The following is a 17,816-nucleotide window of genomic DNA, read 5'->3' as shown; positions in this document are numbered from 1 at the left end:
ACTACCTCGTCGTCGGCCGGCGCCGCTTCCTCGGACGTCTGGGACGATCCGTCCGCCGAATCGTCGTCGGTCGGCGTTTCGTCGTCCCGGCCGCTCGACGCCGTCTCCGACGGTTCGTTGCCGCTCATGTCGGATTCTGGGGGTGCCTGCCGTAAATATCCCCGCCGTCGGGCACCGGTTGACCCGTGGCTTTTTGTTCGCCTCGCGAGACCGCGAAGCCATGCCGGGCGAGTTGTTCCCCGACAGGATCGAGACCGAGCGCCTCGTACTCGAACCGCTGACGACCGAGCACGTCGACACCGTCGAGTTCTACGAGCTCTGCTCGTCCGATCCGGGGATCGAGGACGTGACCGAGTATCTCACCTGGGACCCCCACGAGACGGTCCGTGAGACGCTCGGATTCCTCGAATCGGTCGAGGAGCGGATCGCCGAAGCCGGGGGGATCGACTACGTGATTCGACCGGCTGCAGGCGAGGACGGTGCGGGCGAGATCGCGGGCGCTGCAGCGATCCTGATCGACTGGGACCGACGAACGGCGACCCTCGGAACCTGGCTCCGAAAGCGGTTCTGGGGCAGGGGCTACTCGGGCGAGCGTGCCGCCGCGATGATGGAACTGGCCTTCGACCGGCTGGATCTCGACGTCGTCGAGGTCACACACTGGGCTGACAACGACAAGTCACGCCGTGCCATCGAGAAATACGTCGAGCGCCACGGCGGCCGTCACGAAGGCAAACTTCGGAACCACGACGCGTTTAACGGCGAGCCGATCACCCAGCACCGGTACACCGTCACGCAGGCCGAGTACGAGGCCTCCGGCGGCGGCCCAGGCGTGCTCGACGCATAGCGCCGCCGATCACACCGCCGCGTCGCCGGTCACGTGCTCGAATAGCCGCCGTCGGCCGTGAGTGCGTGGCCCGTGACGAACGACGCCGCGTCGCTGGCGAGGAAGGCGACGCAGTCCGCGATCTCCTCGGGCTCGCCGAGCCGCCGGAGCGGGTAGTCCTCGATCATCTCCTCGCGTGCGGCCTCGGGATCCTCGCGCCCCGCGAAGAACGCCTCCGTGAGCTGCGTGTCGACGAACCCGGGACAGACCGCGTTGGCGCGCACGCCCGCCGGACCAGCCTCCGCGGCGACGGCCCGGGTGAAGTTGATCACGGCCGCCTTCGTCAGCGCGTACACCGACTGGTAGGGGAAGCCGAGCATCCCGCCGACCGACGCCATGTTGATGATCGAGCCCGATCCCTGTTCTTTCATCACCGGCAGCGCGGCGTGACAGCCGTTCCACGTCCCGTTGATGTTCACGTCGACGACGTAGTCCCGAACCGAAGCGTCGGTGTCCTCGACCGACGACGGCGGGTGGCCGATACCGGCGTTGTTGACCAGCACGTCGAGTCCGCGCTCCGCGGCGACCTCGTCGACGACCTCGTGGAACCGGTCGCCGTCGGTCACGTCGAGCTCGAAGCTCGTCGCCTCACCGTCGTCGTCGCGGATCGACACCGCCGTCGCCTCGGCCGCGTCGGCGTCGACGTCCGTCGAGACGACCGTCGCTCCCGCCTCGGCGCAGCGCAGCGCGGTCGACTCGCCGATTCCCGTCCCCGATCCCGTGATCAGCACCGTCTTGTCATCGAGTCGCATACGTCGGCGTCACGCCGAAGCACAATAAACTTTGAACCGGTGGCAAAGAGAAAGGCAACGGGGTTCTTCGAGGGTGGTTAAACATATTACACCTATGGTTTCTACGCGTGAAGAAGTCCTTATCGCAACATCAATCTTAACGTACCAAGAAAGGACATTATTGAAATAGACGTTATGATTTGGAGTGATAATGGATCATATGGATTGGCTAATACTTGCGCACCAACAAATGCGGCAGAGAGAATAGAACATATTTGGACTATGTTAAGTGAGGAATTTGTATTAGCCGTGTCCGGTGAGGTTGTAGACTTTACCAGTAGAGGATTTTCTATCTCCTTTTTATCACTCACTTTGACAATCATGACTGATCCCTCATGGCTTTCTGGATTTCTTTCCTCTTGAGAATTGTCTGTCATCTTGCTCATTCTCCTGCCATGGAGTGGAATTGATTAATTGAGTGAACTATAAACAGATTGATGCTACACTGACCAATACCATCACATTCTGTTGATAGCCTCACTACACTGTCCTCACTAACAAAACTAGGCCACAAACACGCTTCTATATTCATTTTGCCATTTCTATGATATTTAATAGAGATACTACATGAATGCTTCTCATAGTAGTTCTTATCATCGGGGAAGACTGCATATGCCTCAGTACAATCCCAGTCATTAGTAAGGGAGATTGCATCATCCTCTTTTGAATTCCTATTGAGGTCTTTCTCGATTATACTAAGTATTTTCTTCCAAGTTCTGCCAAATTCTATGTCATAACCCGTGATATCTTTAGGCTTGATGGACACACGATTATGAAACTGGCAGTATTCATCAAGCGATTTAAGCGATTTCAATACCTCAGGGGATTGAACAAGGTGGAGATCATTAGCTTTAGACAAGTCTTCATAGGTAATCTCGTCTAAGGAGATATCCGAGGCTTCTATATCTAAGAAACTCTCCAAGGTATTCTTAATCTTCTGACAGCAGTTCCTGATTGCCCTCTGGTCCTTTGAGAAGGACTGTAGTCGAGCTTCCCAAACCCTCTCTAGATCGTCCTCGAAAGCGCTAAGCGGTTCATTCTGATCATAAAGATCATATATGTGTGCCTGGATACTTTGCCAAGTTACCTCAAAGTCACGAGCAGTTTGCTTTTCAGCACGTATCCTACTCGGAGACGGATCAAAGAGGTACTTTCTGTAAGTCAAATACTTATCTACAACCTCTTTTATGGTTTTTCGCCTTTTTATAGCATGGAGATTATTAATAGCATCTGGAAAGTACTTTAGGCGATACTGATCAAATTCTATTGGAACTATCTCATCACTCACATCAGAAGTGTCTGGGTCTGCCCAGCTTCCACAAGGAGAGGATATGTACGTTTGAGCTGTTGGTGGCATACGTCATCGTTAGCACTGGTATAATAAAATCCCTAAGCCAGAATTTTAATTGGGTTCTATCACTTCCTCCTGCTGTGTTCCTGATTAAAGTTGATCGGGACTTTTAAATAGTAGATGTCCCCCTCAGCTACAGTACAGTACCGTGCTTCTTGTCGGGCAGATCCTTCTCGACGTCCTCGTAGAACGCGAAACGGGCGGCCAGCTCTGCCCGCAGCTCGCTCGGCGGGACGATCTCGTCGATCACCACCTCGCTGGCCATGCGGTGGACGTCGATGTCCTCGCGATACTCCTCCCGGAGTTCGGCTTCCCGCTCCGCGCGCTCGTCCTCGTCGTCGATCTCGGCGAGTTTGTTGGCGTAGACGGCGTTGATCGCCGCCTCGGGACCCATAATCCCGATCTCCCCCGACGGGAGCGCGATCACGCTCTCGGGATCGTACGCCGGGCCGCCCATCGCGTAGATGCCGGCGCCGTAGGCCTTGCGCGTGACGACCGTCTGCTGGGGCACCGTCGCAGACGACGTGGCGTAGATGAACCGTTTGCCCTGTTCGAGGATACCCTCCTTCTCGACCTGCGAGCCGGCCATAAAGCCCGGCGTGTCACAGAGGTAGAGCAGCGGAACGTTGTACGCGTCGGCGGTCCAGATGAACTGTGCAGCCTTCTCGGCGGCGTCGGGGAAGATCGCGCCGGCGCGCTCGGCGGGCTGGTTGGCGACGATCCCGATCGGTCGGCCGTCGATCCGGGCGAACCCGGTGACGATCTCGGCGCCGTAGCCCGATCGCAACTCGAAGAAGGAGTCGCCGTCGACGAGGCGCTCGATCACCCGGTTCACGTCGTACCCCTCGTTGGGTCGGTCGGGGACGACGGCGTCGATCCCGTCCGGCGACTTTACGGGCGCGACCGTCTCGGACTTCGGCGGTCGCTCGTCGGCGTTGTCCGGGAGATACGTGAGCAGTTGCGCGACCAGTTCGCGGGCGTGCTCCTCGTCTTCCGCGATCAGGTCGGCGCTGCCCGACTCCTCCATGTGGACGCGCGGTCCCCCGAGCTCGTTTAGATCGATCTGCTCGCCGGTGACCATCTCGACCATCCGCGGGCTGGCGATCGCCATCGCGCTCATTCCCTCGACCATCACGGTGAAGTCGGCGAACACCGGCGTGTACGCCGCCCCGGCGATGCAGGGACCGTACAGCACGCAGATCTGTGGGACTCGACCGGAGAGCATCGAGTGGTTGTAGTAGTACTTCCCGATCCCCTCGCGGTTGGCGAAGAAGCCGGTCTGCTGGTCGATCCGGCCGCCCGAGGAGTCCATCAGGTAGAGGACCGGGCGGCCGCTTTTGAGCGCGCGCTGTTGCATCCGCAGGAACTTCTCGACGCCGCGCTCGGCCATCGAGCCGGCCTTCACGGTGAAGTCGTTGGCCATGAAGTGGAGCGACCGGCCCTCGAACTCGGCGGCGCCGGTCAACAGCCCGTCGGCGGGCAGTCGATCGTTCGGATCGTACTCCTCGACGTCCGGGCTGTCGGGATGCCAGGCATCGAAGTTAGCGAACTGTCCGTCCTCGAACCCGACGCCCTCCTCGCCGAACCAGAGATCGAGCCGATCCCGAACGAACAGCTTCCCCTGTTCGTCGAGGCGCTCGCGGTACTTCTCCGGCCCGCCGGCTTCGATCTCTTCGATCTCTTCGAGGAGCTGTCGCTCGCGCTCCGTCGGGCCGAGTTCCTCGCCGCCGTCGCTCCCCGTCGCCGTCGCCGAGCCCGGCGAATCCGATGGCTCGTCCGGCGAGCGCGTCGCTGACGGCGACGCCGCGTCGTCGACGTACACCTCCACCGATTCCTCGACGTGGCTCGACAGCGCCGCGGCGATGGCCGCGGCCTCGTCGTCGGTCGCGTCCGCCCCGATGCGAACTTTCACGTCACCGTGTGCGCGGAGAGCCGGTAAAACAGTTTTCCCGGTCGCGTTACTCCGGCGGCTCCTGATCTTGCTGCTCGGGTTTCCAGCCCAGTTCGATCTCGACCGACTCGTGGTCGCCGCGCAGTAGCGACGAGCGCTCGACGATGTCGATCTGGTAGTTGATCGAGTCCGGCGGGGACAGATGCACCGACTTGTTGCCGGCATGAACGGTCGTGTCGCTGGATTCGAACGCGTCCGCGAGCTCCCGGAGCCGGTCGGCGATATCGTCCCGAGTCTTGGTGTCCGTGTAGGAAGTCCGATCCGCCATAGTGGGAACGGGGGACGTGGGCCAGATTGTAATACGCGGGCTAGGGCTCCGAAAGCAACGCCGATATCGCTCGGACGGATGGCACCGAGAACGGTAGCATATCAAAGACGGAACGAAAATTCCGGGCCGGTCCCGGCGTCCTGTTCCGCCCCACATCAGCGGGTCGCGCGGACGTCCTCTCTCCGAACAGTGCGGCTCCCGAATCCCCCGATTCGGGCGGACGCACCCGGCGTCCGGCTTCGAGATAGCGCCTGATTCGACATTGTAATAGAGCGTCTACGCTCCGGTAGGGACTGATTTCCCAGTCGACGAGCGGGGTCGGTTTCGTGACAGTTCATTCCGCCTATTCAATGTAGGTTGTTTTATAAGTCTGGACGAAGATGCTCCGACCGACGAATGAGTCCTCCAGCAATCGAAACCCAAAACCTGACGCGGCAGTTCGGCGACGTGCTCGCGGTGGACAGCCTCGATCTCACCGTCCGATCGGGTGAGATCTACGGCTTCCTCGGGCCCAACGGGGCCGGAAAGTCGACGACGATCAACATGCTGCTCGATTACATTCGCCCGACGGATGGGACGGCGACGGTGCTCGGCCTGGACGCCCAGTCCGACATCAAGGAGATCCACCAGCGCGTCGGCGTCCTGCCGGACGACGTCGGGCTGTACGACCGGCTCACTGCGCGCAAGCACGTCGAGTTCGCGATCGACGTGAAAGAGACCGACGACGATCCCCAGGCCCTCCTCGAACGCGTCGGGCTCGCCGACGCCGCCGACCGGAAGGCCGGCGGGTTCTCGAAAGGGATGGGCCAGCGCCTTCGTCTCGCGATGGCGCTGGTCGGCGATCCTGAACTGTTGATCCTCGACGAGCCGACCTCCGGGCTCGACCCGAACGGCGCGCGCGAGCTCCGCGAGATCGTTCGCGAGGAGAACGAGCGCGGCACCACCGTGTTCTTCTCCAGTCACATCCTCGGGCAGGTCGAGGCGGTCTGTGACCGCGTCGGTATCATGAACGAGGGACAGATGGTCGTCGAGGACTCGATCGAAGGCCTCCGTGACGAAGTCGGGTCGGACACCCAGCTCACGGTTCAGGTCGGCGGCCAGCCCGACGGCGTCGCCGGCTCGCTGCGCGACCTCGACGCCGTCACCAGCGTCTCGATCGAGGGCTCGACGATCCGGGTCGGCCTCTCGGAGCGCGGGAGCAAGACGGCGGTGCTCTCGGCGATCGAGGACGCCGGTCTCACGGTCGACGACTTCTCGACCGAACAGGCCAGTCTCGACGACCTGTTCGCGAGCTACACGTCCAAGGGCGTAGACACCAGCGCGGAGCCCGCGGAGGTGGACGCATGAGCGGAGCTAACGCCTGGATCGACGTCGCGAAGAAGGACTTCGCCGACGCCGCGCGCTCGAAGATGCTGTGGGTGCTGTCGGCGCTGATGATCGTGTTCGTCGGAATCGCTTCGTACGCGCCGAAGGCGCTCGGCGGCGATCCGGACATCGCGGCGGCGCTGAACTTCATGAGTACGCCGATGCTGCTGTTGATCCCGATTCTCGCCATGATCGTCGGCTACATGTCGATCGTCGGCGAACGTGATACGGGTAGCATTCGGATGTTGCTCTCGCTTCCCATCGTCAGAGGCGAAGTCGTTCTCGGGAAGGTTCTGGGCCGGCTCGGCGTCCTCGCGGTGCCGACGCTGCTCGGCTTCGGCGTCGGCGCCGTCGTGATGTTCGCCGTGTACGGCGAACTCCCCGCAGGATCGTTCTTCGAGTTCCTCGTGTTCACGCTACTGGTCGCCATGCTGTACACCGTCTTCGCGGTCAGCATTTCGGCCAGTGTCAACTCCCGTGGCAAGGCGATGGGGCTGGCCGCGGGCACCATCATCCTCTTCCAGTATCTCTGGTCTGCCATCCCGATCGGCATTTATTATCTCCTGAACGGGACAGTCAGAATCACCGGCGGTGTGCCCGATTGGTTCCAGTTCCTTTCGACGGCGACGCCCTCGGCGTCGCTCCAGAAGTTCCTGCTCATGTTCTTCGACTTCGGCTTCGGGGGCTCGCTGGGGTCCCTGCAGGCTGGTAGCGAGGCACCGATCTACCTGCAAAACTGGTTCAGCGGCATCATCGCCCTGCTGTGGATCGTCGTCCCGCTGGCGATCGGCTACGTGCGGTTCCAGCGCACGACGATCAGTTAAGCTCCTCCGGAAGCTCCCGGATCAATTTCTCGTTACCGACGTACAGCGGCGTCCGCTGGTGAAGCCGTGCAGCGGTCACGTCGAGAATCGACCGCTCGCCGTCGGACGCCGCACCGCCCGCGGCGCGCGCGACGTACGCGATCGGGTTCGCCTCGAACTGCAGGCGGAGCTTTCCTTCCTCGCGCGACTCCAGGGTTGGGTAGGCGAACACGCCGCCGTAGCGCAGCACCTGGTTGACGTCGCCGACGAGCGCGCCGCCGTAGCGCAGTTTCAGCTCCTCGCGGGCGTCGTCGGCGTACCGCTGGAACGCCGGGGGCCACTCGTCGTCGCCGCCGCCGAACCCGAACACGGTCGGATCGTCGGGCAGCTCGAAGCCCTCGCGGAGCGGTTCACGCTCGCCGTCGACGATCTCGTACTCCGCGACCGTCTCACCGCGAGCCTGGATCATCGTGATCGTCGGTCCGTAGACGACGAAGCCGGCGCCGATCATGTCTCGTCCCGCCGCGGGGAGCTCGTCGTCGTAGACGCCGACGATCGTCCCCACGAGGTTGTTCGAGACGAGGTTCGAAGAGCCATCCAGCGGGTCGACCGTGAGGCTCACGCCCGAGCCGCAGTCGATCGGCTCGGCGCGCTCCTCGCTGGCGTAGGCGCCGACGCCGTCGATAGCGCCGAGACGGTCGGCCAGAAGGCGGTCGAACCACCGGTCGGCTTCGAGTTGCTGGTCGCCGCTCGGGTTCTCGGCATCTGTTTCGCCGCGGCGTCCGCGGATCGCGTCGCGGAGTTCCGGCGTGGCGTCGGCGACCGTCGCGAACACCTCGTCGACGATCCGGTCGTAGCGGTCGGCGTCGGTCGGCGCGAGCTGCTCGCTCACGATTCCACCTCCGAGAGCGCCGCTTCTGCGGTCTGTTCCTCGAAGATCACCTTTTCGAGCGCGTCGAGGATGCGCTCGGGATTCTCGCGCTGCCAGACGTTGCGGCCGACCGCGAGCCCGGCGCCGCCGGCGTCGATCACCGACTCGACGCTCTCCAGGAACTGGTAGTCGTCGACCTTCGAGCCGCCGCTCATCACGACTTTGGTGTCGCCCGCGGCGTCGACAGCCCACTCCATGCCCGTCTTGCTACCCGGGTACTTCACCTTCGCCACGTCGGCGCCGAGTTCGAGACCGATCCGCGAGGCGTAGGCGATCACCTCGTCTTTGGTGTCGTTCTTGAGGCCCTGACCGCGGGCGTACGACCACATCACGACCGGGAGGTCGTGGTCGCGCGCGGACTCCTGGGCGTCGCGGAACTCCTCGAACATTTCCGGCTCGCGGTTCGACCCCGGATAGACTGTGTAGCCGACCGCGTCGGCCCCGAGCTCGGCGGCGTACTCGACCGACCAGTTCTTCGGAGAGTAGGGCTCGCCCATCCAGAGGTTACTCGTCCCGTTGAGCTTCGCGAGGAGAGCCACGTCGTCTTCGTAGGAGGGGTAGTACGTCTCCGCGACGCCCTTCTGGACCGCCATCGCCGTCACCGCGTCGTGGGTCGCAGCCTCGAACACCGTCTCGGGGTCGAGCGTCTCGGGAACGGCCTCGAAGTCGGTCGGCCCGTGCTCTAACCCGTGGTCCATCGCGAGGATCAGTACCTTCCCGTCGCGCGCGATCGCCTCGTCGGTCAGCGGGAACATCTATTTCGAAATCCAATCATGCAGTATATATAGATGCCGGTCGAACCGCAAAACCATAATACGGTGTAGGAGGCGGTTAGAATCTTTATAGAGGATTCTAATTGCGCAATATCGCCTAAACTCGCATTACTACGAACGTAGTTAATAACCGGTCTGACTACCCGTCGACGTAGTTCGACGCGGCGTCGACCCACTCACGAACCGTCTCGGTCGGCAGGTCGAGTACTTTGCCGACGTGCTCCGGATCGGCGGTCGCCAGCCGCCGCGCGCTCGTCACGCTGGCGTCGACCAGCGTCGCGGCGACGTCCTCGTCGAGTCCGGGAATCGCGGTGACGGGATCGGCTCGCGCTTCGCGGCGCCACGCGGACTCCCGGGCCCGTGCGGAGCCGCTCCCGTCGGTCTCCGCGGCGTCGCCGACGTCGTCGGGCGTCCAGTCCCCGTCGGTGAGGGGGTCGTCAGACGCCGCGTCTGCCGATGCGTTCGCGTCGTCGCGTGTGTCGTCACCCGCGGGTTGCCAGTCACCCGCGGTTAGGACGGGGCGATCGTCGTCCCGAGACGCGTTCTCGTCCCGCGCCGCAGCGTCGTCGCGCTCCCAGTCGTCGTCCGTGAGCGCCGTCTCGTCGCCATCGTCGCTCTCGGTGCCGCTCGACGCCGCGTCGTCCTCGCGCCAGTCGCTGCTGGCGGCGACCCACTCGCGCTCGTCGTCCTGAAGGTGCCGAACGTTCTGCGAGCGCCGGTCGAGGTGGTGCTCCTCGCCGTCGAACGTCCACGGCAGCGAGTGCCACCGCCGGATCTTCGTCGCCACGCCAGCGTTGATGCCGGCGTCGACGAGTAGCTGATAGGACACCCGCTTCTCGCGGACGTCGGCGACCGTCACCGACTCCGCTGCGAGCGTGGACGCCGTCGCCGGGCCGACGTACCGGAGTTCGAGCAACTCCTCGTCGGCGTCTTCCGTTCGTGTCACGGCCCTCACCGGGTTGTGGAACGATGTTTCCCCGGGTTCTTGAAACTTTCTCCAGCCGTTCCGGGGACGGGACGGCGTCTGACACCGATTCGTTGCGTTACCGGTCAGCGGGAACAAACGTTTATCGCACTCGCGTCACACGTTCACGCATGGTCCGGACACTCGATTCGGTCTCGCGCGTCGGCGTCGTCGGCGCGGGCACGATGGGCAGTGGCATCGCACAGGTCGCGGCGACCGCCGGTTACGACGTGGTGATGCGCGACGTCGAGCGAGCGTACGTCGACGGCGGATTCGACTCGATCGACGACAGCCTCGGCCGTCTGGTCGACAGGGGCGCGCTCGGCGAAAGCGACGCCGAGGCGGCGCGCGAGCGCATCGAGGGGACGACGGAGCTCGCCGATCTCGCGGACTGCGATCTCGTCGTCGAGGCCGTCGTCGAGGACATGGACGTCAAGCAGGACGTGTTCGACGACCTCGAAGAACACGTCGACGAGGACGTGCTGCTCGGGACGAACACCAGCACGCTCTCGATCACTCGGATCGCGAGCGCGACCCACAGCCCCGAGCGGGTCGTCGGCCTGCACTTCATGAACCCCGTTCCGGTGATGGACGGCGTCGAGGTCGTGGTCGGCGAGAAGACGAGCGACGGCGCGGTCGACCTGGCGCACGCGTTCTCCGAGGATCTGGACAAGGAGACGTGGGAAGCCGACGACAAGCCCGGGTTCGTCACCAACCGCATCCTGATGCCGTGGCTCAACGAGGGCATCCGCGCGTTCGACGAAGGCGTCGCGACCAAGGACGACATCGACCGCGGGATGAAACTCGGAACCAACGTCCCGATGGGTCCCTTGGAGCTGGCCGACCACATCGGGCTGGACGTCGTGCTCCACGCCTCCGAGACGCTGCAGGAGGAACTGGGCGATCGATACCGCCCGGCGTATCTCCTCCGGCGCAAGGTCGACGCCGGCGACCTCGGCAAAAAGACCGGTGAGGGGTTTTACGTCTACGACGGCTGACGGCGCGGTCACTGCAGGCGGCGCCGCCGCAAGTATATAAAAAGACCCGCCATTCTCAGGGTCGTAGAATCGCGTCCAGGTTTATCGCCGTACTGGTCCCTCCTGGTAACTAGGAGACGTGTCCACATGGTACCAGTATCTGCAATACTGCTTTCGACAGTACTCGAGGCGATACCGGCCGCCCCGCTCCTGTCGGCGGAGGTCGCGAGCCGAGTCCAGTTCGGCTGGACGATCAGCGTCCACATACTGTTCGCCTCGCTGTCGATCGGACTGGCACCGTTCATCGTATACTTCACCTGGAAAGACGTCAGGACTGGCGACCCGCGGTACGCCCGCCTTCGGGAGTTCTGGGTGAAGCTGTTCGGCATCGGGTTCGTCATGGGGACGGTCACCGGGATCCCGATGAGTTTCCAGTTCGGCACGAACTTCCCCGTGTTCGCCGAGGCAGCGGGCGAGATGATCGGCGGGCCGCTCGCGTTCGAGGCCAAGATGGCCTTCTTCCTCGAAGCCGTCTTCCTCGGCGTCCTGCTGTTCGGCCGCGAGCGCGTTTCCGATCGGACCTTCGTGCTGTCGTCGGTGCTGACCGGCGTCGGCGCGTGGCTCTCGGGCTTCTGGATCCTCGTCGTCAACGCCTGGATGCAGACGCCGCAGGGCTTCGAACTCGTCGAGCGCAACGGGATGGAGGTCGCTCAGCTGACCGATCCGGTCGCCGCCTTCCTGACGCCGCGGCTCCCGTGGATGTACGTCCACATGATCAACGCCTCGGTGATCTCCGTCACGCTGCTGGTCGCCGGCGTCTCGGCGTACTTCGTCTGGCGGAAGCGAAACTCCGAGGCGTGGAACACGGCGCTGCGCGCCGCCGTCGTCCTCCTGTTGCTCACCGCGCCGCTACAGGCGGTCCACGGCGACGCCTACGGCCGGCACGTCGCCGACACTCAAGAACAGAAGTTCGCCGCGATGGAGGCTCACTACGATACGGGACAGGCGGACCTCCACCTCATCGCCATCCCGAAGAGCGTCGACTCGCTGACTGACCCGCGGACCGACAACCTCTGGACGATCAGCCTCCCGGCGATGGGATCGTTCCTCGCGAGCGGCGGCGACTTCTCCGAGGAGGTGGTCGGATTACACGAGTACGACGACAACCCGCCCGTCGCCCTGGTGTTCTGGTCGTTCCGCTTCATGGTCGGGCTCGGGTTCCTCTTTATCGGGCTCGCCCTCTGGGGCGGCAATCTCCTGCGCAAGGGGCGGTTGTCCGAGAGCGACCGCTACTTGCGAGCGATGACGTTGGCGACGCCGCTGGGGTTCGCAGCACTCCTGACCGGGTGGTACGTCACGGAGATCGGGAGACAACCGTGGGTGATACAGGGCGTCCTCAAGACGCAAGACGCCGCCTCGACGACGCTCACCGGGGCCGAGGCGACCACGACACTCGTGGCGTTCGTGGCGCTCTACATCGTCTTGCTCGCCGCGTTCGGCTTCGCATTCAAGTGGCTGATTGAGGGCGAACTCGTTCGGCTGGGCGTGCGCGAGGAGTCGGACACCGACCGGCCGCGGCTTCCCCTGGTGAGTTCCGATGATTAGCCCGCTGATGCTCTCGACCGAGCAGTACCTGGTCCCGTCGCTCCCGACGATCTGGTTCGGCGTCGTCATGTTCACGCTCGCGATGTACGTCGCCCTCGACGGGTTCGACTTCGGGATCGGGATGCTCTACGCGACACGCGACGAGCACGACCGCGAGACCCTGCTCGCGGCGTTCGGGCCTGTCTGGGACGCCAACGAGGTGTGGCTGGTCGCTTTCGGGACGACCCTGCTCGCGGCGTTTCCGCCGATCTACTCGCGACTGCTCAGCGAGCACTACCTGCTCGCCATCGCCGTCGTGATGGGGCTGGTGTTCCGCGGCGTCTCGCCCGAACTCCGGGAACAGCGCGAGGACGAGCTCTGGCAGCAAACGTGCGATCGACTGTTCGTCTTCGGGAGCACGATCACGCCGCTCCTGCTCGGGACGCTCGTCGGGAGCTGGATCTTCGGGACGCCCGCCCTCAGCGCACCGAGTCTCCTGACGGGGATCGGCCTGGTCGCGCTCTCGCTGGCGAGCGGCGCGGCCTTCGTCGCCGCGAAGACGCGAGGCTCGCTCGCCGCCGAGATGGCACGGTACGGGACGGTGTCGACGCTCGCGTATCTCGGCGGCGTCGTCGTCCTCCTCGCGGTCGTTCTCTGGACGGACCCCGTCGGCGTACGGGGCCTACTACTGACGCCGTCGGCAGTTGCCGTGGTGATCGGGAGCGTCGCACTGGGTCTCGGCGGTATCGTCCTCGCCCGACTGGGCCGTCATCGGCTCTGGTTCGCCAGCACGTTGGGGCTCTCTGCCTTGCTGGTCGCTCTCGTCGCCCGGTTGCTGTATCCGACGATCTACCCGGCCAGCGGGCTCACGGTAGAGGCCGCCGTGGTGTCGCCGCTCGCACTCAACCTCGTCACCGTGCTCGGCCTGCCGGTGCTGTTGCTCGTGCTGTGGTACTTCAAGTTCCTCTACGGCGTCTTCGCTGGGCCGATCGACGAACAGGGGGCCGAGGGCGGCTACTAGCTGAAGCCTACCGAAGTCGTTCTCCGGGGAATCTCGGCAGAAACACCGGCGAGGTGTTTTGCGAGCACGAGTAACGATCCGGCGCGCCAACGGTCAGCATCCCCTGTGGACAGTGATTATCACCGTCCCGCCACGATACGGTAGTATGGATGCCGAGCGGTCGTCCGACGATGGCTTCGTCGCGTTCTTCAGAAGCTACACGCAGACGTGGGTCCACGCGGTCGCGACCGCGGGGTTGACCGCGTTCGGACTGTTGACGTTCGTCAACCGATGGTTCGTCGCGCTCGCGCTGGCGTCCTATCTCCTCCCGCCCGCGGCGCTGTACCTCGCCCACGGGGCTGCGGCGGCAGACGTGGTCGAAGGCCGTCGCGACGCCGGCTCGACCGCCGACGAGAGCGATCCCGCGAACCGGGTCGATCGGCACCGGGCGGAATCAGGGCCGGCCGAACCGGGCGGAGGTGACGCCGAGCCGGCGGACGAAGATGCCAGGGAAACGAGTGAGGACGCCGATCCGACGACCGACGATGCCGAACCGCAGCGCCAGTGGACGCGGACGAACGGCCCCACCGACGCCGACCTCGAGGCTGTCGCGATCACCGACGGCGGCGCCTGTGCCGTCGGCGACGGCGGCGTCGTCCTCGCCGAGCGGGAGGATGAGTGGACCGTCGTGCTGGCGGACGGCCCCGCGGCGCAGGGCGAGGACCTCGTCGGCGCCGCCGCTACCGACGACGGCGCCGCGGTCTGGATCGCGGGGGACAGCGGCGCGCTCGGGCGGATCGTCGCCGACGGCTGGCAACACGTCGACTACACGGCCCCCGCAGGCATCACGGACAACTGGTCGGGCGTCGCCGTCGGTGGGTCCGCGGGCGAGGAGACGATCCTACTGATCAACGGCTCCGGAGAAGTGCTCCGCGGCGAGTTCGGTGACGACGGCCCGTCGTGGGCGTCGCCGGTGACGCCGGGGAGCGGGTCGAGCCTGAGCGGCGTCGAACTGGTCGACGCCGCGCTGGCCTACTGCTGTGACACGAACGACGGCGTCTTCGAGACGACCGACGCCGGCAGGTCGTTCGAGCGCGTCGGCGTGGACGGCGCGGGCGGGACGCTGACGGATCTGGCGGCGAGCGAGCGAGACGACTGCTTGGTCGCGGCCGACGACGGCGTCGTCCACCGCTACGACGGCCGCACGTGGACGCCGGATCGGCTCTTCGACGACGAGTTGACCGGGATCGCCCGGGACGGGGAGTACGCCGTGACCTGCGGCGAGGACGCCGTCTTCGAGCGATCGGTACCGGACGCCGATTGGGAGCGCCGCACGTTCGAGAACGACGCGTTCGAGGGCGTCGACAGCCGTGGCGGCCGCGCTGTCGCGGTCGGCGAGGACGGCGTCGTCGTCAGCAGGTGAGGAGCGATCGGCGGCGCCGATTTGGCCCGACGCTTTTCACTCGGCGCGTGGGAGTTCCGGTATGGTCCTCAAACGACTCTTCGGATCGAAGACGAGCCGCTCGGTCACCGTCATCTCGGCGCTCGCACAGGCCGCGCGGGAGTTCAGGCGGGGCGACAGCAAGGCCGGCGCGCTGCTGGTCGCGCTCGGAGCGCTCGCGTACCGATCGACCGTGGCCAGCATCCTCGCGCAGGGCTTTCTCTGGTGGTACCGACGCCGCGGCAGCGCCGCCGAGAGCGCGGGCGCGTCGGAGGAGATAGAGTCCGTGATGCCCTGACGCCGGCGCCGGCCGCAACGCCGCTCAGTCGCCGCCGTTCTCGCCCGCGAGCGCCTCTTCGCGGAGCCGCTCTGCGCGGTCGGTTTCGACGCGCAGGTCCGGAACCTCGACGGTGTTCCGGTCCTCGTCGACCGCGACGTAGACGATGTACGAATCCGCGGTCGGCTCCGTCTCGCCGGTCGTCGGGTTCTCGCGGTACGTCTTGACTCGCACCCGGACGCTCGACGTCCCGGCGGCGTAGACGTACGCCTCGATCAGTGCGGTGTCGCCGACCTGGATCGGGCGCTCGAAGTCGACCTGACTCATCCGCGCGGTGACGCAGGTCTCGCCCGCGAAGCGCATCGCCGACATCGCGCCGACCTCGTCCATCCACTTCATCACGTTCCCGCCGTGGGCCGTATCGAGCATGTTGGCGTGGTTGGGCTGGACCATCGACCGGTTCTCGATGTACGTCTCCGTCAGCCTCGTCGTCATGTACGCTCGTTCCCTGCGGGCACGAAAGACTGCACCGGATCGGGGCGACGACGCGCCGGATTAGGGACGGCGACGGTGCCGAAACACTGCAGCGGCGTCGGGGTCGAGGCTCGTCACACGACGCCGCAGGCGAGTTGGCGTTTCGGCGTTCGACAAGCGTAAAACCCCGCCGAGTGTACGACGCAGTAGATGACAGAGCCTGCGGAGTCGGATCCCGCGTCGCCGGACGCCGACGCGCCCGGCAGCGTGAGCGTGGTCGGCACCGCCCACGTGTCGGCCGAGAGCGCCGAGCGGGTCGAATCGGAGATCCGCGAGCGCCGGCCCGACGTCGTCGCCGTGGAACTCGACGAGGGGCGCTACCGCCAGATGAAAGGCGAGGCGCCCGAGGACATCGAGGCCAAGGACCTGCTGGGCGGCAACACCGTGTTCCAGTTTCTCGCCTACTGGATGCTCTCCTACGTCCAGACGCAGATGGGCGATCGCTTCGATATCGAACCCGGCGCCGACATGAAGGCCGCCATCGAGACGGCCGAGGAGTTCGGACTCGGCGTCGCGCTGGTCGACCGGGACATTCAGGTGACGATGCAGCGGTTCTGGACCAGACTCTCGCTCGGCGAGAAGTTCAAGCTCGTCGGCGGGCTCGCTGTCGGCATCACCGACCCGCTGACGCTCGGGATCGTCGGCGGTGCCGGCATCGGGATGATACTGGGCGCCGTGTTCGGTCAGTTCCTCGCGCCGGCGCTGGGGCTGGGCGGCCTGTTCGCGCTCGGCGTGACGAGCGCCGCGGCCCTCCAGATCCTCGGTGGCCTCGTCGGCGGCGCGGCGGTCGGCCTCGGCGTCGGCCTGTTCGCGTTGCCCTCGATCCGCCCGCCGGGGTCGCTCGCGGACACGTTCGACGCGTTCACCTTTCGCCTGCTCGTCGGCGCCGTCGGCGGCGCCGTCGCGGGGCTCGCACTCGCGGTTGCGGACCCGCTTCCCGCGGGCATCCTCGGGTCGGGAACGTTCCTGACCGTCGGCGAGACGGTGATTCGGCTGCTTTCGGGCGCAGCGCTGGGCGGCCTCGTCGGGCTCGCGGTCGGCGCCGTCGCCGGCTTCGTACTTTCGACCGGCGTCGAGGACGCCGACGATATGGATCTCGACGACGACTTCGACATCGAGGATCTGACCGACGGCGACGTCGTCACCGCGATGATGGAGGAGTTCCGTCGCTTCAGCCCGCGGGGCGCCGAGGCGCTGATCGACGAGCGCGACGCATTCATCGCCCACAAGCTCCACGCGCTACGGGAGCAGGGTCACACCGTCGTCGCGGTCGTCGGCGCCGGCCACCGCGCCGGCATCGAGCGCTACCTCGACCATCCCGAGGAGCTGCCCGAAATCGAGTCGATATCGGAAACGGCGTCCGGACGCCGCTTCTCGATCGGCAAGATCGTCGGCTACCTGTTCACGCTGGGCTTCGCGGCCTTTTTCGTCCTCCTGTTGATGGCCGGCGTTCAGGACACGTTCCTGCTGAAGCTGTTCGGCGCGTGGTTCCTGATCAACGGCGTCTTCGCGTTCGGGATGGCCCGGCTCGCCGGCGCGCGCTGGTCGAGCGCGGGCGTCGGCGGCGCGGTCGCCTGGCTCACCAGCATCAACCCGCTGCTCGCGCCGGGCTGGTTCGCGGGCTACGTCGAACTGCGACATCGCCCCGTGAACGTCGGCGACATCCAGCAGCTCAATCAGATCCTCGACGACACCGAGAGTCCGATCCCCGACCTGATCGGGCGAATGTTCGACGTGCCGCTGTTCCGGCTGATCATGATCGTCGCGATGACGAACATCGGCAGCATCGTCGCCAGCTTCCTGTTCCTGACCGTCGTCATCCCGGCGATGGCGCCGGAGATCGGCGGCGTCAGCGGCGTCATGTCCGAACTGGTCGCAGGCGCGCGCAACAGCGCCGAACTGATCGCGGAGCTGGTGACCTGA

General features: G+C 64.9%; 17 protein-coding genes. 9 read left to right on the top strand and 8 right to left on the bottom strand.

Annotated features, from left to right (window positions below):
- Positions 1-232 precede the first annotated feature (232 nt).
- Complete coding sequence (locus NO931_RS08495; RefSeq protein ID WP_256391389.1) at positions 233-844, top strand: GNAT family N-acetyltransferase; 612 nt, start codon at positions 233-235, stop codon at positions 842-844.
- Positions 845-873: 29 nt separating this feature from the next.
- On the opposite strand, the gene NO931_RS08490 is transcribed toward NO931_RS08495, so the two are convergent.
- From NO931_RS08490 to NO931_RS08475, 4 genes are all read right to left on the bottom strand, one after another.
- On the bottom strand, positions 874-1,635 hold the full coding sequence (locus NO931_RS08490) for an SDR family NAD(P)-dependent oxidoreductase (RefSeq protein ID WP_256391228.1): 762 nt from the start codon (positions 1,633-1,635) through the stop codon (positions 874-876).
- Positions 1,636-2,056: 421 nt separating this feature from the next.
- The gene (locus NO931_RS08485; protein WP_256391227.1) at positions 2,057-3,031 is read right to left on the bottom strand and encodes a hypothetical protein; all 975 of its coding nucleotides are present in this window, start codon (positions 3,029-3,031) and stop codon (positions 2,057-2,059) included.
- Between the two features lie 127 nt (positions 3,032-3,158).
- Entirely contained in the window at positions 3,159-4,937 is a 1,779-nt protein-coding gene (locus NO931_RS08480) for an acyl-CoA carboxylase subunit beta (RefSeq protein ID WP_256391226.1), read from the bottom strand.
- A 46-nt stretch (positions 4,938-4,983) separates the two neighbouring features.
- Positions 4,984-5,244, bottom strand: coding sequence for an amphi-Trp domain-containing protein (locus tag NO931_RS08475; RefSeq protein WP_256391225.1), 261 nt, complete (start codon positions 5,242-5,244; stop codon positions 4,984-4,986).
- A gap of 396 nt (positions 5,245-5,640) precedes the next feature.
- Between NO931_RS08475 and NO931_RS08470 the strand changes: the two genes are divergently transcribed.
- Entirely contained in the window at positions 5,641-6,591 is a 951-nt protein-coding gene (locus NO931_RS08470) for an ABC transporter ATP-binding protein (RefSeq protein WP_256391224.1), read from the top strand.
- Positions 6,588-7,433, top strand: coding sequence for an ABC transporter permease subunit (locus NO931_RS08465; protein WP_256391223.1), 846 nt, complete (start codon positions 6,588-6,590; stop codon positions 7,431-7,433). The genes NO931_RS08470 and NO931_RS08465 overlap by 4 nt, the downstream gene beginning before the upstream one ends.
- On the opposite strand, the gene NO931_RS08460 is transcribed toward NO931_RS08465, so the two are convergent.
- The 3 genes from NO931_RS08460 to NO931_RS08450 all read right to left on the bottom strand — a co-directional run bounded on the left by NO931_RS08460 (position 7,426) and on the right by NO931_RS08450 (position 10,062).
- On the bottom strand, positions 7,426-8,304 hold the full coding sequence (locus tag NO931_RS08460; RefSeq protein ID WP_256391222.1) for a class 1 fructose-bisphosphatase: 879 nt from the start codon (positions 8,302-8,304) through the stop codon (positions 7,426-7,428). The two genes, NO931_RS08465 and NO931_RS08460, sit on opposite strands and share 8 nt — an antisense overlap.
- Positions 8,301-9,098: a class I fructose-bisphosphate aldolase gene (locus NO931_RS08455; RefSeq protein ID WP_256391221.1), complete on the bottom strand. Its 798-nt coding sequence runs from the start codon at positions 9,096-9,098 to the stop codon at positions 8,301-8,303. Before NO931_RS08455 ends, NO931_RS08460 begins: the two co-directional genes overlap by 4 nt.
- A gap of 157 nt (positions 9,099-9,255) precedes the next feature.
- Positions 9,256-10,062, bottom strand: a complete 807-nt coding sequence (locus tag NO931_RS08450) for a DUF7409 domain-containing protein (RefSeq protein WP_256391220.1) — start codon at positions 10,060-10,062, stop codon at positions 9,256-9,258.
- A 149-nt stretch (positions 10,063-10,211) separates the two neighbouring features.
- Between NO931_RS08450 and NO931_RS08445 the strand changes: the two genes are divergently transcribed.
- The 5 genes from NO931_RS08445 to NO931_RS08425 all read left to right on the top strand — a co-directional run bounded on the left by NO931_RS08445 (position 10,212) and on the right by NO931_RS08425 (position 15,380).
- A complete protein-coding gene (locus NO931_RS08445) occupies positions 10,212-11,078 on the top strand; it encodes a 3-hydroxyacyl-CoA dehydrogenase family protein (RefSeq protein ID WP_256391219.1) in 867 nt (288 codons plus the stop codon).
- Between the two features lie 126 nt (positions 11,079-11,204).
- Entirely contained in the window at positions 11,205-12,662 is a 1,458-nt protein-coding gene (locus NO931_RS08440) for a cytochrome ubiquinol oxidase subunit I (protein WP_256391218.1), read from the top strand.
- Positions 12,655-13,662: a cytochrome d ubiquinol oxidase subunit II gene (locus NO931_RS08435; protein WP_256391217.1), complete on the top strand. Its 1,008-nt coding sequence runs from the start codon at positions 12,655-12,657 to the stop codon at positions 13,660-13,662. The genes NO931_RS08440 and NO931_RS08435 overlap by 8 nt, the downstream gene beginning before the upstream one ends.
- Positions 13,663-13,807: 145 nt before the next feature.
- Complete coding sequence (locus tag NO931_RS08430; protein ID WP_256391216.1) at positions 13,808-15,064, top strand: WD40/YVTN/BNR-like repeat-containing protein; 1,257 nt, start codon at positions 13,808-13,810, stop codon at positions 15,062-15,064.
- A 61-nt stretch (positions 15,065-15,125) separates the two neighbouring features.
- Positions 15,126-15,380: a hypothetical protein gene (locus NO931_RS08425; RefSeq protein WP_256391215.1), complete on the top strand. Its 255-nt coding sequence runs from the start codon at positions 15,126-15,128 to the stop codon at positions 15,378-15,380.
- Positions 15,381-15,404: 24 nt separating this feature from the next.
- Here NO931_RS08425 and NO931_RS08420 read toward each other — a convergent pair whose 3' ends face one another.
- Entirely contained in the window at positions 15,405-15,854 is a 450-nt protein-coding gene (locus tag NO931_RS08420) for an acyl-CoA thioesterase (RefSeq protein WP_256391214.1), read from the bottom strand.
- A gap of 189 nt (positions 15,855-16,043) precedes the next feature.
- On the opposite strand from NO931_RS08420, the gene NO931_RS08415 reads away from it, so the two are divergent.
- The gene (locus NO931_RS08415) at positions 16,044-17,816 is read left to right on the top strand and encodes a TraB/GumN family protein (protein ID WP_256391213.1); all 1,773 of its coding nucleotides are present in this window, start codon (positions 16,044-16,046) and stop codon (positions 17,814-17,816) included.

Source organism: Natronoarchaeum rubrum, assembly GCF_024494695.1.
Note: the sequence above shows the minus strand (reverse complement) of the source record. Positions and strands in the feature narration are given on the sequence as shown.

Bases quoted from the DNA above. Each gene is read 5' to 3' on its own strand.
- NO931_RS08415 (WP_256391213.1), top strand. From the start codon at position 16,044: ATGACAGAGCCTGCGGAGTCGGATCCCGCGTCGCCGGACGCCGACGCG.
- NO931_RS08435 (WP_256391217.1), top strand. From the start codon at position 12,655: ATGATTAGCCCGCTGATGCTCTCGACCGAGCAGTACCTGGTCCCGTCG.
- NO931_RS08470 (WP_256391224.1), top strand. From the start codon at position 5,641: ATGAGTCCTCCAGCAATCGAAACCCAAAACCTGACGCGGCAGTTCGGC.
- NO931_RS08465 (WP_256391223.1), top strand. From the start codon at position 6,588: ATGAGCGGAGCTAACGCCTGGATCGACGTCGCGAAGAAGGACTTCGCC.
- NO931_RS08490 (WP_256391228.1), bottom strand. From the start codon at position 1,635: ATGCGACTCGATGACAAGACGGTGCTGATCACGGGATCGGGGACGGGA.
- NO931_RS08475 (WP_256391225.1), bottom strand. From the start codon at position 5,244: ATGGCGGATCGGACTTCCTACACGGACACCAAGACTCGGGACGATATC.
- NO931_RS08420 (WP_256391214.1), bottom strand. From the start codon at position 15,854: ATGACGACGAGGCTGACGGAGACGTACATCGAGAACCGGTCGATGGTC.
- NO931_RS08425 (WP_256391215.1), top strand. From the start codon at position 15,126: ATGGTCCTCAAACGACTCTTCGGATCGAAGACGAGCCGCTCGGTCACC.
- NO931_RS08430 (WP_256391216.1), top strand. From the start codon at position 13,808: ATGGATGCCGAGCGGTCGTCCGACGATGGCTTCGTCGCGTTCTTCAGA.
- NO931_RS08440 (WP_256391218.1), top strand. From the start codon at position 11,205: ATGGTACCAGTATCTGCAATACTGCTTTCGACAGTACTCGAGGCGATA.
- NO931_RS08455 (WP_256391221.1), bottom strand. From the start codon at position 9,098: ATGTTCCCGCTGACCGACGAGGCGATCGCGCGCGACGGGAAGGTACTG.
- NO931_RS08485 (WP_256391227.1), bottom strand. From the start codon at position 3,031: ATGCCACCAACAGCTCAAACGTACATATCCTCTCCTTGTGGAAGCTGG.
- NO931_RS08445 (WP_256391219.1), top strand. From the start codon at position 10,212: ATGGTCCGGACACTCGATTCGGTCTCGCGCGTCGGCGTCGTCGGCGCG.